At 45.5% G+C, this 14,960-nt stretch carries 12 protein-coding genes; 3 read left to right on the top strand and 9 right to left on the bottom strand.

Features of this window, described 5'->3' with window-relative positions:
- Positions 1–7: 7 nt before the first annotated feature.
- The 5 genes from tcuB to xseA all read right to left on the bottom strand — a co-directional run bounded on the left by tcuB (position 8) and on the right by xseA (position 6,022).
- Positions 8–1,144, bottom strand: a complete 1,137-nt coding sequence (gene tcuB / locus ASC49_RS17795) for a tricarballylate utilization 4Fe-4S protein TcuB (RefSeq protein WP_055464594.1) — start codon at positions 1,142–1,144, stop codon at positions 8–10.
- 42 nt (positions 1,145–1,186) lie between these two features.
- Entirely contained in the window at positions 1,187–2,611 is a 1,425-nt protein-coding gene (tcuA, locus tag ASC49_RS17800) for an FAD-dependent tricarballylate dehydrogenase TcuA (RefSeq protein WP_055464595.1), read from the bottom strand.
- Positions 2,612–2,737: 126 nt separating this feature from the next.
- Positions 2,738–3,664, bottom strand: a complete 927-nt coding sequence (locus ASC49_RS17805) for a LysR family transcriptional regulator (RefSeq protein WP_055464596.1) — start codon at positions 3,662–3,664, stop codon at positions 2,738–2,740.
- Positions 3,665–3,704: 40 nt separating this feature from the next.
- Entirely contained in the window at positions 3,705–4,598 is an 894-nt protein-coding gene (locus ASC49_RS17810) for an EamA family transporter (protein ID WP_055464597.1), read from the bottom strand.
- 89 nt (positions 4,599–4,687) lie between these two features.
- Positions 4,688–6,022: an exodeoxyribonuclease VII large subunit gene (gene xseA / locus ASC49_RS17815; protein ID WP_055464598.1), complete on the bottom strand. Its 1,335-nt coding sequence runs from the start codon at positions 6,020–6,022 to the stop codon at positions 4,688–4,690.
- A gap of 91 nt (positions 6,023–6,113) precedes the next feature.
- On the opposite strand from xseA, the gene guaB reads away from it, so the two are divergent.
- From guaB to ASC49_RS17830, 3 genes are all read left to right on the top strand, one after another.
- Entirely contained in the window at positions 6,114–7,580 is a 1,467-nt protein-coding gene (gene guaB, locus ASC49_RS17820) for an IMP dehydrogenase (RefSeq protein WP_055464599.1), read from the top strand.
- 102 nt (positions 7,581–7,682) lie between these two features.
- A complete protein-coding gene (guaA, locus tag ASC49_RS17825; protein ID WP_055464600.1) occupies positions 7,683–9,260 on the top strand; it encodes a glutamine-hydrolyzing GMP synthase in 1,578 nt (525 codons plus the stop codon).
- A 306-nt stretch (positions 9,261–9,566) separates the two neighbouring features.
- A complete protein-coding gene (locus ASC49_RS17830) occupies positions 9,567–10,760 on the top strand; it encodes a tyrosine-type recombinase/integrase (RefSeq protein WP_055464601.1) in 1,194 nt (397 codons plus the stop codon).
- Here the strand turns inward: ASC49_RS17830 and ASC49_RS20105 are convergent.
- From ASC49_RS20105 to ASC49_RS17845, 4 genes are read right to left on the bottom strand one after another with little or no spacing between them, the layout of a single operon-like run.
- A complete protein-coding gene (locus tag ASC49_RS20105; RefSeq protein ID WP_342667549.1) occupies positions 10,757–11,443 on the bottom strand; it encodes a hypothetical protein in 687 nt (228 codons plus the stop codon). The genes ASC49_RS17830 and ASC49_RS20105 overlap by 4 nt on opposite strands.
- A 34-nt stretch (positions 11,444–11,477) precedes the next feature.
- A complete protein-coding gene (locus ASC49_RS17835; RefSeq protein ID WP_245624760.1) occupies positions 11,478–13,097 on the bottom strand; it encodes an AAA family ATPase in 1,620 nt (539 codons plus the stop codon).
- On the bottom strand, positions 13,072–13,734 hold the full coding sequence (locus ASC49_RS17840) for an ABC-three component system middle component 1 (protein ID WP_245624765.1): 663 nt from the start codon (positions 13,732–13,734) through the stop codon (positions 13,072–13,074). The genes ASC49_RS17835 and ASC49_RS17840 overlap by 26 nt, the downstream gene beginning before the upstream one ends.
- The gene (locus ASC49_RS17845) at positions 13,734–14,960 is read right to left on the bottom strand and encodes an ABC-three component system protein (RefSeq protein WP_055464603.1); all 1,227 of its coding nucleotides are present in this window, start codon (positions 14,958–14,960) and stop codon (positions 13,734–13,736) included. Before ASC49_RS17845 ends, ASC49_RS17840 begins: the two co-directional genes overlap by 1 nt.

Here is a 14,960-nt window from a genome sequence, read left to right on the forward strand (position 1 = left end):
TAATTTTTTATGACTTGGATTTTTTCTCTTTAAGGCGCTCAAGATAGGACTTGAACAGGGCCGCACAACGATAGAAACCATGTGCAAATTTGCTGTATGGCATGGTCAGGAAGAAGGCCATGACAAAACCGAGATGCAAGGCAAGCATGAGTGGCATCAAAGCGGTTTCTCTGAATCCAAGCAGCAGTAAGCCCGTCAAACTAATCATGAAAAGCAGGATAATAAAGGCTCGGTCCATAGGACGTTGCGCTTGGTCCCCGTGATCAGGGTGTCGTTGATAGTTGAGGTAAAGCAGCCCAGCAGGGCCCACTAATAAGCCTAAGCCGCCGATGATTCCCAACATGACTGGTATACTGAACACAGGGTATGGCGCTTGCCATCCCATAACGTAGTGGTAGAGCGTTGCCACGGACGTTGCGGCGAAGCAAAGCATGAAACCGTAGAAGGTCATGTGATGGAAACGGCGACGAGCTAAGGTGTAGGCATCATCTTCGTTGTTGCATCCTTGGCCATGGCCACCATCTAAATATTTGAGTGTTAAGGCTGCCTCGCCCGCTTGTAGCATGGCGGTCACAGGTGTTTGCTGCCGTTTTTCCTGTGTTGGCGCTACCTTACGCCAGAACTGAACGACCCCTATTAATAACGCCAGTGCGGAGAAGCCAAACACGCTGCCAAACATAGTCACTAGCGTGTTGTGCGGGAATATTTGATAAAAATCCCCCCCTTCAATTTCAGTGAAGAGGTTTCCTTGTATGACCAAAGTGAGAATCAAAAACAGGCCTAGAGCCAAGGCGCTGGAAATCGCCAGCGTTACGCCATTACGCTGATATAGCGTGCCGAATTTTTTCGGCCAAGCGAAGTCGGTATAGGTTTGCAGACGCACTTTTGCCATAGATCTGGGGATGTTGACGTCAAATTCATGTGGCGCGGCGTATTGGCAGGCATGCAAACATGCTCCACAGTTATGGCATAGATTAGCGAGATAATGGATATCCGCTTTATTAAATTCCAGACGCTGTGTCATGGCGGGGAAAACGGCACAAAAGCCTTCGCAGTAGCGGCAGGCATTGCAGATTTGCATTTGTCGGTTGACGTCTTCTTCGGCGATGTTTAACAGCGGAATCAGGTTGCTTTCAGCATTCATGATAAATTCACTTATTCTCTATCGGTCATCTATTCAGACATTCTAAGCGGGCTGTCTGTCCAAGCTGGATAAGGCGGCATTTCGGCCTGCGATGCGGCCAAACGCGGTGCCAATCGACATACCAACACCGGCGGTGTAGCCTTTACCCAGTACGTTTCCAGCCATCATTTCCCCCGCCACAAACAGGTTTTGGCTAGGTTGATCGGCAAAGCGGACTGCAGCGGTTTTGTCGGTCTTGAGTCCCAGATAAGTGAAGGTCACTCCGGGTCTTAGGGCGTATCCATAAAACGGTGGCGTGTCGATTGGGCGTGCCCAGTGGGTTTTCGCTGGCGAGATCCCCTCAGTGGCACAATCATCTAACTTGGTGTGGTCAAATGAGCCGGGACGACAGGCATCGTTGTAACTGCGTAGGGTTTGCACGAAGGTTTCCCGCGGCAGCCCTAGTTGATCGGCAAGTTGTTCTAGCGTGTCCGCTTTGTTGCCTGGGAATACCGGGGGCATGAAGTTGCCCACCGCTTTACTGTCTATGATCGAGTAACCTATTTGGTCTGGCTGTTGGGCCACAAGGCGTCCCCATATGGCGTAACGCTTAGGCCAGAAGTCTTCCCCCTCGTCGTAGAAGCGTTCACCGTCTTTATTTACCACCACGCCTAGCGATACACAGTCGATACGGGTACAAATGCCGCCGTCGTATAATGGCGCGCGCGCATCAATGGCGACCATGTGTGCCTGAGTCGGATCACCAATGCTGTCGGCACCAAGGTCGAGCATGCGCTTAAGTAAGGTGCCGGTATTGAAACGGGTACCGCGAATCAAAAAGTTATCAGAAGGGTATTCGCCCCGTTCATTCTGTCCCCAAGCTTCGCGCAACCAATCGCGGTTGGACTCAAAGCCGCCAGCGGCCAACACGCAACTTTTGGCTTCGATGCGTTCTGCTGGAAAATGAACGCCATTGACTTCCCGTTCAGGGACAAGCGCGGCGACAAAGCGACCCTCTTTGATTTCTATATCGGCAACAGGGGTGTCATAGCGGATTTGAATGCCGAGATGTTCGGCGCTGCGATAGTAGGCGTTGACAAGGGCTTTTCCGCCCCCCATAAAAAACGCATTGGTACGGGCTACGTGCAGGGCGCCTGAAAGAGGTGGTTGGAAATGAACACCATGTTGGCGCATCCAATCTCGGCAGCTAGAGGACTCACGGATCACCAGTCGAGCAAGCTCTTCGTTGGTTTTACCATCGGTCACTTTCAGCAAATCTTGCCAAAATTCTTCTTCTGGATAGGCGTCAACAAGTACATCTTGTGGTGCATCGTGCATGCATCTAAGGTTTCGGGTGTGCTGTGAGTTACCACCACGCCATTCACGTGGTGAAGCCTCCAGTAGCAAGACGCTGGCACCCGCTTCGCGCGCCATCAGGGCTGCGCACAGAGCGGCGTTGCCACCGCCAATAATCAGAACATCGATCATAAGCTCTCCTATTACATGAGAAGCCGCATAGCTTTTCAGTATCGGAGAAATACTATTGTGCGAAAGCACTCATCGACAGTAGGGTTTTTTAGGTAGGTGTTTAGAAAAAATAAACACTATGGCGCATTAACCGATCCAGTTTGCGCCAGACCAAATGCCGCTGTTAACCAAGTCTTTAGCGACTTTAGTCATGGTGGCTCGGGTAGCGAGGGCACTTGGGGAGAGGTCGTCATCCGGTAAACTCACGAGATAGTTTCGACGAATCAATTGGTTATCTTCAACTCGACGGATACAAAGCCCACTTTTATCAAACCGAGCCGCCGCCGATCCGGGTTGAATCGTAGCGCCAAAACCTTGATGAACTGTATCCATTAGTAGAGTGAGCCCATCAACTTCCATAATGATATTGGGTTGAATATTGTGGCGCTCAAATGCTGCCATCAAGTTGGTGCGTAATCCATGTAAACCACTTGGCATAATCAATTTGGTTTCGGCTAGATCCTTGATATGTACAGGGGAGCTTGCGTCCGATGCTGCCACGTGCTCCGGTGCGCAGATAAGAAATAGCTCTTCATCGAGTAGAGCTCTTGTACTCCAGCGATGTACGGTCTCTTTATGAAAGAGAATGGCTAAATCTAGCTGCCGTGCATTGAGCATATTCTCTAGGTAGCCAGACAGCATCTCGACAATGTGTAAGTGAATATGGGGATACTGTTCTCTCATTGCTCGAATCAGTGGCAGCGCTAGAACCGTGGCTGTCGTGGGAGGCATGCCTATACTGACATAGCCACTGGCGCGCTCTTTCTGAGCCGCAATGACAGCTTGTTCGGCCTGTCTCACTGCTAATTGCGCATGATGCATAAATGCCATGCCTGCACTCGTGGGGAGCGCACCAGTTGATGTCCTATTCAGAAGACGTGTGGATAGCTCGTTTTCTAATTTTGAGATTTGTTGGCTTAAGGCAGAAGTACCTACATCGAGCTCAAGAGCCGCCTTACCTAGGCTGCCGCATTCCACCACCTTTAGAAAGTACCTAAGCTGTCGCAGTTCCATCGTTCTTCCTTCTGTGTTTATCGTCGATCAAAATAAGGCGCTAGTTAAGTGCCTTTTGGCGGTTGCGTAAGCGGCCGCCAAACGTATTGAGCATCAAGCCCAGTAACACGACTAAGATACCGGCCCATTGCTGATGACTGATGCTTTCATCCAGTATCAGTGCGGCAGATGTCAGTCCAACTACTGGCACGCCCAATGAAAGGGGGGCGACAGTGCCAGCACTGTAGCGGGTCATCAGCAGGCTCCACAAACCGTAACCGGCCAACGTCGCAACCACAGACAAGTAACCAAGGATTGCCAGCGTCGACCAATTAATGCTGATGATATTGGACCACATGAGCTGTGGCCCATCGATAAAATACGCCGCGATATAGAAAGGAATGGCTGCTAGCCAAGCGCTCCAGACGATGAAGCCCAAATCTGATTGGTAGCCTTTTTGACTAATGGCTTTGGTGGCAATATTGCCAATCGCCCAACTGGACGCGGCTGCAAGCGTCAGGACAAAACCGAGTAAGGTCATGTTGGTTTCTTCTCCGGCGTTGCCGATAACCGCCAAACCCACTCCCGCAATGGCGATGGCGAGTACCTGATAGGGACGAACCACTTCTTTAAGTAATAAAACCGAAAACAGTAGCGTGAACACCGCTTGCGATTGGAGGACTAACGACGCCAGCCCCGCCGGCATGCCAAAGATCATGCCGCTAAATAACAAAGCAAATTGGCCGAAGTTCAAAGATAAAGCGTACAGAAGACACCACTTTAACGGCGTCTTGGGGCGTGCGAAGAAAAAGCTACCGATCAGAGCCAAGACAAGAAAGCGGGTGCCGCCCAGCATCATCGGGGTCATGGCATCTAGTCCCCAACGAATGACTACAAAGTTAAATCCCCATGCGAAAATAATGAAGAGTCCGAGTAGCATGTCTCTTGCAGTCATAGCCTGATTCCTTGTATGTGGCAATGGGTCACTGTAACGAGTTCGAGATCTAACAGACAAGAAATAAAGAACAGCGCCATGAATATTCGTTATTTCACTTCACAGTCAATCAGACCATCCTTAACGCGCACTGTAAGCGAATCACCGGGGCTTACCTCTGCGACCGATCGAATCACATGCTTGTCTTTGCTCGCGATCGCATAACCACGAGACAAAATATTCAGGGGACTGACAAGGTTCAGCTTCTCCACCACATTGGCAAAGCGATCTTGTTTGCGGCTAAGGGTTTGGCCTAGAGCTTGGCGTAAACGTTGTTGTAAAGCCGCAATGCGCTCGTCGTGGTTCTGAATCTTTCTGCTCGGTGTGGCTTGGATTAAGCGTTGTTGCAGATGCTGAGTGCGCACTTTGTTTTGCTGCACATGGCTGAGTAGGGCAGCTTTTAAGCGTTGCTTATTTTGGTTTAGGCGCTGTTGCTGCTGCTCGATACGCTCTTTTGGATGACGAATGCGTTGTGTGAGAAAGTCTAAGCGTTGCTGATGCTGCTGTAGGGTTTGTTCGAAACGACGAGTAAAGAGATGCTCAAAATGGCTGATTTGCTGCTGCAAGTTGCGCACATCTGGGCTTAATAATTCTGCTGCCGCAGTAGGCGTCGCTGCACGGACATCGGCGACAAAATCAGCGATGGTGAAGTCCACTTCATGACCTACCGCCGAAACAATCGGTGTTTTAGCGTTGAAAATGGCGCGCGCCAGCGCTTCGTCGTTAAAGCTCCACAAATCTTCTAAAGAACCACCGCCTCGTCCGACGATGATGGCGTCAAAATGTCCGCTAATGTCAGCACGTTCCAGTTGTTGGCGAATATTGGTGGCGGCCCCTTCTCCCTGCACTAGGGTTGGCAAAATCGTTAACTCGGTCAACGGGAAGCGCCGTTTAAAGGCAATCACCATATCGCGTACGGCGGCACCTTTAGAAGAGGTAATGATTGCCACTCGTTCAGGGCGTGTTGGTAGCGGCTTTTTATGGGCTGGATCAAATAGGCCTTCCGCTTGCAGCTGGTTCTTTAAACGCTCGAAAGCGGCTTGCAAAGCGCCTTCGCCAGCGGCTTCCATGGATTCGACCATTAGCTGGCAATCGCCACGGGCACCATAAAAGGTAACTCGTGCGCGCAGGCGCACGAGGTCGCCATCTTTAGGACGAAACTTCACGGCGATATTCTTACCTTTAAACATGGCGCAACGGATTTGTGCGCGATCGTCTTTGAGGGAAAAATACCAGTGTCCAGAGGTCGGACGAGCCAAATTAGAGATCTCTCCTTCGACCAAAATCCAAGGCAGGCTGGCTTCTAGCAATTGCTGAATCTGGCGGTTCAATTCCGAGACCGTGAAAGTAGGTTCTGAACTGTGCAAAGTTGTAAATTTTTTCATCAATCTCACTTGGTTTTGATTTACCGATTCACAATGTTGGAGTAGAATTACTTGCCATCTTAAACCCAGTTGGCATTGGAAATTCCCTATTATGTTACGAATCGCACAAGAAGCATTAACGTTTGACGACGTATTGCTTATCCCCGGCTATTCTGAAGTTCTTCCTAAAGATGTGAGTTTGAAAACTCGTATCACTAAGGACATCGAACTTAATATTCCTCTTGTTTCTTCTGCCATGGATACGGTGACAGAACACCGCATGGCGATTGCATTGGCGCAAGAAGGCGGCATCGGCATTATCCACAAAAACCTGACGATTGAGCAACAAGCGGCGGAAGTTCGTCGTGTGAAAAAATTCGAAAGTGGCATCGTTCAGGATCCTGTAACCATCAACCCAACTGCGACTGTTCGCGAATTGATGGAATTAACAGCAGCACACAACATCTCTGGTGTACCTGTTGTCGAAGGCAAAGACCTTGTTGGTATCGTAACCAGCCGTGATGTTCGTTTTATCAAAGATTTCGACAAAACTGTTGCCGACATCATGACGCCAAAAGAGCGTTTGGTAACAGTGCTTGAAGGCGCATCAAGCGGTTCAATCCGTAAACTACTTCACGAACACCGCATCGAAAAAGTACTAGTTGTGAACGAGCAGTTCGAACTACGTGGCATGGTGACAGTAACTGACATCAACAAAGCGCAGACTTTCCCGCTTGCTTGTAAAGACGAGCATGGCCGTCTACGTGTTGGCGCTGCGGTAGGCACGGGTGCTGACACACCAGATCGTGTTAAAGCTCTAGCGGAAGCGGGTGTTGACGTTATCGTAGTGGACACGGCTCACGGTCACTCTAAAGGCGTTATCGACCGCGTACGTTGGGTGAAAGAAAACTTCCCTAAAGTACAGGTAATTGGCGGCAACATCGCGACGGCTGAAGCGGCGATTGCGCTAGCAGATGCGGGCGCTGACGGCGTAAAAGTCGGTATCGGCCCAGGCTCTATCTGTACCACTCGTATCATCGCTGGTGTGGGCGTTCCGCAAATCAGTGCGGTAGCAAACGTTGCTGCAGCAATGAACGAGCGTAACATTCCTGTTATCGCAGACGGCGGTGTTCGCTTCTCTGGTGACATTGCCAAAGCGCTAGCGGCTGGTGCAAGTGTTATCATGGTCGGCGGTCTACTGGCTGGTACGGATGAAGCGCCAGGTGAAGTGGTTCTGTTCCAAGGTCGTTCATTCAAAGCGTACCGTGGTATGGGCTCGCTAGGTGCGATGTCTCAATCACAAGGTTCTTCTGATCGTTACTTCCAAGACTCCAGCAGTGTTGAGAAGCTTGTTCCAGAAGGTATCGAAGGTCGTGTACCATCGAAAGGCCCAATGGCAACTGTTGTTCACCAATTGATGGGTGGCGTTCGCTCTTCAATGGGTTACACTGGTTCACCTGATATCGAGACAATGCGTACGAAAACGCAATTCTCACAAATTACCGGCGCTGGTATGCGTGAAAGTCATGTTCATGACGTGACGATCACCAAAGAAGCTCCAAACTATCACGTTGGTTAAGCGCTGATAGAATAAAAACCAAGATGGGGCGTAGTTTCTGCGCCCCATCTTCTTTTTTTTTTGAACAGCTCTTACTGGGTAGGAGCGAAGGACTAGCTAAAAATGTCGCAAGATATCCACGCTCATAAAATTCTTATTCTTGATTTTGGTTCTCAATACACGCAGCTGATTGCTCGTCGTGTCCGTGAAATTGGTGTTTTCTGTGAAATCCGTGCGTTTGACATGGAAGAGCAAGAAATCCTAGATTTCAATCCAAAAGGTATCATCCTAGCGGGTGGTCCTGAGTCTGTAACGGAACAAGGTTCACCACGTGCTCCTGAAATCGTCTTCACACTAGGTGTACCTGTTTTGGGTATTTGTTACGGCATGCAAACCATGGCCGAGCAAATGGGCGGTAAAGTTCAAGGATCTGAATTGCGTGAATTTGGTTACGCGCAAATCCGCACACATGGCAACTACTCTCTGCTAGATGGCATTGAAGATCACGTTGCAAACAACGGTGTTGCTTTGCTAGACGTGTGGATGAGCCACGGTGACAAAGTGGTTGATATGCCAGAAGGCTTTGCTTTGATGGCTTCCACTGAAAGTTGTCCAATTGCGGCCATGGCCCACGAAGCGAAAAAATTCTACGGTGTTCAATTCCACCCAGAAGTAACACACACGAAACAGGGCGGTCGTATTCTGTCTCGTTTCATCGTTGATATCTGTGGTTGTGAAACGCTATGGACACCTGCCAACATTGCTCAAGATGCGATTGATCGCATGAAAGAGCAAGTCGGCAACAAGAAAGTGCTACTAGCGCTTTCTGGTGGCGTGGACTCTTCTGTGGTAGCGGCATTGCTACACAAAGCGATCGGCCCACAGCTAACATGTGTATTCGTTGATAACGGTCTTCTTCGTCTTAACGAAGGCGATCAAGTGATGGCGATGTTCAAAGAGAACATGGGCGTTAACGTTATCCGTGTTGATGCTGAAGACCTATTCCTAGGTAAGCTAGCGGGCGAAGCAGACCCAGAGAAGAAGCGTAAAATCATCGGTAACACCTTCATCGAAGTATTCGACGAAGAAGCTGCAAAACTGACCGAAGTAGAGTTCCTAGCACAAGGTACTATCTACCCTGACGTAATCGAGTCGGCGGCGTCTAAAACAGGCAAAGCGCACGTTATCAAGTCGCACCACAACGTGGGTGGTCTACCAGAAGACATGAAGATGCAACTGGTTGAACCTCTTCGTGAGCTGTTTAAAGACGAAGTGCGTAAGCTAGGTCTAGAACTAGGTCTACCATACGACATGGTTTACCGTCACCCATTCCCAGGACCAGGTCTAGGTGTGCGTATCCTTGGTGAAGTGAAGAAAGACTACGCTGACATCCTACGTCGTGCTGACGCAATCTTCATCGAAGAGCTACGCAAAGCGGGTTACTACGAGAAGACAAGCCAAGCGTTTGCAGTATTCCTACCCGTTAAATCGGTAGGCGTTGTAGGCGATGGCCGTCGTTACGAATACGTGGTTGCACTACGTGCGGTAGAAACCATCGACTTCATGACAGCACGCTGGGCGCACCTACCATACGAGCTACTAGAGAAAGTATCGGGTCGTATCATCAACGAAATCGAACACATCTCACGCGTGACTTACGACGTATCGTCTAAGCCACCAGCAACTATTGAGTGGGAATAATTCAGCGTTAGGTAACACCTTGCACTGAACAGCAATAAACACTCCCAAGCCCGCTATCTAGCGGGCTTTTTCATATCTAACGGCCAAATCATTTGGCACTGTCTAGCAGCTTCAAGCACGGTTTGACCGGGGTATAGCGGTGGGTATTATTTTCTCCAAACACCATGCTCAATCCCGATGCCATAACGCGACATTTCTACGACTCATGGTATGGGTTTTGTCTAACTGGCTGAAAGTAAAAGAGAAAATAGACTCAAAAACATAGGTTTTACAGCATGGTATTAAACTCAACGGAGAACCATAGTCATGCTGACCGATACCAAGATCAGAAACCTAAAGCCCAAGGATAAACTCTACAAAGTAAACGACCGTGATGGCTTGTACGTGGCGGTCACCGCAGCGGGCACCAAGTCCTTTCGTTACAACTATTCTATCAATGGACGCCAGGAAACGATTACCTTTGGCCGCTATGGCAATGGTGGCATCAGCCTCGCAGAAGCCCGTGAGCAGCTTGGAGAGGCTAAGAAACTAATCGCGAATGGAAGGTCTCCTGCAAAGGAAAAAGCGCGTAGCAAAGCTCGTGTGAAGGATGCGGCAACATTTGGAGCCTGGGCAGACAAGTGGTTACGCGGTTATCAAATGGCAGAGTCCACCCGAGATATGCGCCGCTCGATCTATGAACGTGAACTCAAAGCCAAGTTTGGCAATCTCCAGCTAACAGAAATCTCCCATGAGGACCTACGCATGCTGACTAACAGCATCGTGGATCGAGGTGCACCGGCCACGGCAGTGCATACCCGTGAGATTGTGATGCAGGTATTTCGTTGGGCCATGGAGCGCGGCCAGAAGGTAGAGAACCCTGCCGATCATGTACGGCCAAACTCTATTGCTCGATTCCAGCCACGGGACCGCTCGTTAACGCCAGAAGAGATCGGCGTGATGTACAAGTATCTGGAGAAGGTGGGTACCAGCCCAGTTAACCGCGCAGCGGCTAAACTGCTCCTGCTAACCATGGTGCGAAAAGGGGAGTTGTGCCAGGCAAAATGGAGTGAGATCAATTTCAGTGAAGCCCTATGGAGTATTCCTAAAGAACGAATGAAGCGCCGCAAACCTCACTTGGTGTTCCTATCACGCCAAGCGATAGATTTGTTAGTTGCGTTAAAGACCTTTGCCGGCGGCTCAGAGTATATCCTACCGTCGCGTTATGACACTGATCAGCCTATGAGTAACGCCACAATTAACCTGGTGTTGAAATACACCTTCCAGGCGGCCCAGAAAGACGGCATACCGATGGAAAAGTTTGGCCCACACGACCTACGCCGTACAGCAAGCACCTTGCTTCATGAGGCGGGTTATAACAGTGATTGGATTGAGAAATGCCTAGCCCACGAACAGAAAGGCGTCAGAGCCATCTACAACAAAGCCGAGTACCGAGAGCAGCGCGCGGCCATGTTGCAGGATTGGGCGGATATGATTGATGAGTGGACGACTACCCATTAGCTACCATGATTTAATCCTTGCTGCGCTAGGCGTTGCATATTGAGAGAGCTAGTGGATAATCCAGCTCGGCTAAAACGATAACGCATGTATGCTGAAATATCTTCCTCATGAGAAGATACAATTAGCTGGCAATGATTCAGCTCACAGCGAAGTAAATCTGTCAGAGAAGCGATATTTACTTCATCTAAAGATTGGGATGGATCATCGATTAAAATTAGTGGAACGTTAGCGTAGACCTTGTTAAGTGACAAAAAGAAAGCAAGGCCAAGCGCTGATATTTGTCCAGTGCTCATGGACATTACTGCGTCATGATCTGATTTCTCAGCTGTAAGGAATCTTAGTTGCTTACCTTCTTTACTTTCTATAAAGAGGCCAAGTCCCCGCTGATAATTCTGTATCAAGCGACCGCTATAAATATGGAAAATTAGCTCAATCTCAGAAATTGTTTGGTCCGCATACTTTTGTTCCGACTTTATTAAAGTTTCACGCAAACGGTTAACTTTATCTTTTGCTTTATGCGCAGCGCTATTTTCACGCCGGATCTTTTCAATTTCCGTACTGCAGAGTTGGATTTTACTGCTTCTGGCTAAATTAGCTTTTGACTTTATGTAGAGTTCTTTATTTTTTAGCTCACTTGGATCAAGCGTATAGAAATCACTAAGTTCCTTAAAAGCGTCTCCAATGCTTTGACGCCAATCCTCAGGAAGGACCTCTGTCTCATTGGTTTTTTTTAGCTCTTATCTGCATGAGAAGGTTATCTACACGGCTGTTTACGGTCACTATATCTTCGTTGAATTGAAAATCAATATTAAGGTCCCTTTCTTTGAGCTGCTTAGCTAGTAACTGCAAAGCAGGTAAATCTACTCTTACTTGCTTTAAAGCCTTGTGGAGTGCTTCGTTGTACTGAGGCTTCACTAGTTTGAGCCTCTCTTGGATAACTAATTCAAGAGAGGCTAACTCAGAGTTCATTGATGATGTTAAGGTAACAAGGCTTTGTCCATCCTGGCTTAAAATCCCTTCGAGCCGCTTTGCTTTTTCCTCAATAGCCGATAACATGAGTTCATGTGTTTGCCAATCATGTCCACAAAGCGGACAATGCTTATCAGTTGGATAAAGCTTTCCATGCTCTTCCACCATCTTACTTTTAAGGATTTTTAACTCAGTAACGGAGCTTTCATTAGCTGTAATTCTGCTTTTGATGCTATCGCGCTGTTTGATCTGCTTCTCAAACCATTCTAGTCGATCAGGCTGCAAACTAGGTAGCTTGCGCGCCTGTTCGATAGAGATTAGAGAAGCTCCCTTTTGAGTGATTGATACGGCATAATCTAGTAAGTCTACTTGTTCTTTGGTCCTGTCTAAACTATCTAGCCTGTTTATGTCATTTCCAAATTTTGCTAAGTTGGTTAGGGAAAAAGCATATCTATTAATGTACGCCTCTATCTTTTCATTAGCATCTCTTATCTGAATTGCATTTTTTAAAGGAATTAGTTCAATTAGTTTTTGAACGGATTCAATAAATATATTATAAGTCTCATTGTTAAAAATAGGGAATGGCTCTTCTTTATCCCAAGTGGGTTGAGGTTCTATAGTTGATATTTTTTTAAACTCTATAAATTCATCAGTAACTGAATTTATTTCTTTTAGATCTTCAAGTTCTTTTTCTAGGGAACTTAATCTTTCTACCCGTTCACTATTATTTATTGATCTAGTTATCTTGCTTAAAGTGATGTTGCAGTTGTCAATTTCATTTTTAATGTCGCTAGTGTTAAATAAATTTCCTAATGCTTCTTTTCTCTCGTCGATTCTAGTGTGAAGAAGCTTGTTTTGACCTTGCTCTAAATAATTTAGAAAAGAGAAGTTCTCTCTGAAATTATTCCCGAAAATAGAATCTAAATAATCGTTTTCTCTCTTGTTGTTTGATGTGAAGGAATTTGATTCGAATGATGGTAGTTCATATAATGTGAAATGTTTAAATTTGTCAGCTCTATTGTTTGATTTTGTTTTGAAAGATTTTGATGGGGTGTGCCTTGCTAGGGTTAGTTTTTTTTCTCCATTATAGAACTCGATTTTTATATATAGATCTTTCTCTTCAGATCGATTGTTCCAAAATAAATTGTCATCATAGTTTGACTTATTTCTAGTCATTAAGGTTGTAAATAAATTCTGTATTCTTTTTATTTGTCCTGTTAGTAATAGCTCAATTGCATCGAAAACACTGGTTTTTCCGTATCCATTTGGCCCATCAAGTGTCAACAGGTCAGATTTTTCAAGGTCTAAATTAATATTTTTGAATGCTTTGAAGCTAGATATTTCAATCTGTTTTATTTTCCAATTCATGCTTGATTAGCTCCTGAACTAAATCTTCTATATTGTTTTTGTTCGCTTTTTTTATTAATTCATAGGTTTCAGATAGATTTTTCTCTGATACGGATTCTTCTGCTTGTAAGCGAAGTGAAATAAGTTCGCTATGCTTGAAAGGTAATTCTATAAACGGTAGCTTTATAAAAACTTTTGCAGCTACACTATATTTTGTGGGAGCTAATGGGTCATCTTTATAGTTGTTGAACTGGTTTTTGTCAGAGATGATTTCTTTTATTTCTTTAAAAGATGAGCCTCTAATTAGACTGTTTTCTGCATCGCTAAAATATAAGATGTACTTCTTGAAATGGTGAGGATCCTCCTCGATTTCAAATATTTTCTCCTCAAGGATTTTGAAATCAGATAGCTTATCGATCTGGTGTATACAAATAAGATCGCAATTTTTCTTGAAAGCAGGATTGTTTTGAAATGATTCAGGTGCAGAACGATTTATTTTATAGTTCAATTCTGATGGTGTGGCTAGGCTATCTAGTCTATGCAGTATTACAAAACGAATAGACTCACCAGACTCACGAATATAAAAGCTTGATGTTTCGTCCTCTTTTTCTCTTTCAAATCTATGGTCGATAAGTGCTTCATCAATAATTCTATACATCACTTTAATGCCGCCTCTGCATCTTTTTGGTTGATTATTTTTAGACAAAATGATTTTGTTATGTTGCTGTCAATTCGATCTTTAACTTCTTGGCAGCTTAGGTCTTCATGATGAGTGTATTTAGTGTTAATAATAAAGGAGTCGACTGACTTATATGCGATAAGATGGTTGTACTCGAATAAAAGTTTAAGGAGATCTTCATTACTTTCCATTTCATCTAATAAGTCTGAAGTGCAGCCATCTTTATCCTCTAAATCTCTTATGTCTAGCGCTGTTGGTAAGAAAAACTTTCTGTCTCGATCTTTATAGTGAGGAAAATTTTTAAGTATTGGGTCAATGTCCAGTTTTTCAATCAAATCTGAGTATCGTCTGATGTCTGATTTTTGAATAGTGTTGAAACGCTCTGATGGCTTCATTAGTTGACATAGAGATTTTAGGTTTTCTGTGCTTATTGATCGAATATGGTTGAATAAGTTTATTGATCTAAAATATGTTTTTTCTGGAATGCTTTCTAAAGATTGATCAAGCTTTGTTTCTAGAAAAATGTATAAGTCTGACTTTAGTTTAAGGGATGAGTACTCTTTATCATTATAGGATTTTTCGTCTAATGTTTCATTTAGAATGTTTTTAGAATGTATTCGGTTGTTATAAGCTGCTTCATTAGCCTTCTGGCCGTCTATCTGTACTAGTTTGTGTATTTCTAGAGCTTTATTGCTTATTTTTTCAGATAAAATGCAATAATTATTGTTGATCAGTGTTTCACTTAGGTTGACCTTATTTTTTAAGGAGATCTCTTTTATTATATCTTTTGTGAGGTTCTCGATTTCTCCTAGCCCACAATATTTTTTATTTTTATAAGAATAAAATTTAACTACTTCTCCGTTTATTCCAATATGATCATTTGTGTCGTCTAAATCAACTGATACGTGGAAGTATCTGGTTATGCCTTTAGTTCGATCAAGCTCAATTTTTGAGGACTTTTCTAATGCATCAGCATAGCCGCTTCTATACTTGCTTATCTTTGCTTTTACTTGATGTGCACTGGTTAATTTGTTGTCTTCGTAAATAGCAAAATCATCAGAACTATCTAGTTGAAGTGAAAAATCTTCTTTACCTTCGTTTATTAATCTTAGGCAATGATATAGCGCTACTTTCCCCTGATAGACGAAACCACTCCATGTAGTAATTGCGCTACTTGGATATTGATTAACTACATTGCTGCTCAT

The organism is Marinomonas fungiae (assembly GCF_001418205.1).
Lineage (GTDB): Bacteria > Pseudomonadota > Gammaproteobacteria > Pseudomonadales > Marinomonadaceae > Marinomonas > Marinomonas fungiae.

Excerpts from the sequence above, each read along its gene's own strand:
- tcuB (WP_055464594.1), bottom strand. The coding sequence starts at position 1,144 with ATGAATGCTGAAAGCAACCTGATTCCGCTGTTAAACATCGCCGAAGAA.
- tcuA (WP_055464595.1), bottom strand. The coding sequence starts at position 2,611 with ATGATCGATGTTCTGATTATTGGCGGTGGCAACGCCGCTCTGTGCGCA.
- ASC49_RS17805 (WP_055464596.1), bottom strand. The coding sequence starts at position 3,664 with ATGGAACTGCGACAGCTTAGGTACTTTCTAAAGGTGGTGGAATGCGGC.
- ASC49_RS17810 (WP_055464597.1), bottom strand. The coding sequence starts at position 4,598 with ATGACTGCAAGAGACATGCTACTCGGACTCTTCATTATTTTCGCATGG.
- xseA (WP_055464598.1), bottom strand. The coding sequence starts at position 6,022 with ATGAAAAAATTTACAACTTTGCACAGTTCAGAACCTACTTTCACGGTC.
- guaB (WP_055464599.1), top strand. The coding sequence starts at position 6,114 with ATGTTACGAATCGCACAAGAAGCATTAACGTTTGACGACGTATTGCTT.
- guaA (WP_055464600.1), top strand. The coding sequence starts at position 7,683 with ATGTCGCAAGATATCCACGCTCATAAAATTCTTATTCTTGATTTTGGT.
- ASC49_RS17830 (WP_055464601.1), top strand. The coding sequence starts at position 9,567 with ATGCTGACCGATACCAAGATCAGAAACCTAAAGCCCAAGGATAAACTC.
- ASC49_RS17835 (WP_245624760.1), bottom strand. The coding sequence starts at position 13,097 with ATGAATTGGAAAATAAAACAGATTGAAATATCTAGCTTCAAAGCATTC.
- ASC49_RS17840 (WP_245624765.1), bottom strand. The coding sequence starts at position 13,734 with ATGTATAGAATTATTGATGAAGCACTTATCGACCATAGATTTGAAAGA.
- ASC49_RS17845 (WP_055464603.1), bottom strand. The coding sequence starts at position 14,960 with ATGAGCAGCAATGTAGTTAATCAATATCCAAGTAGCGCAATTACTACA.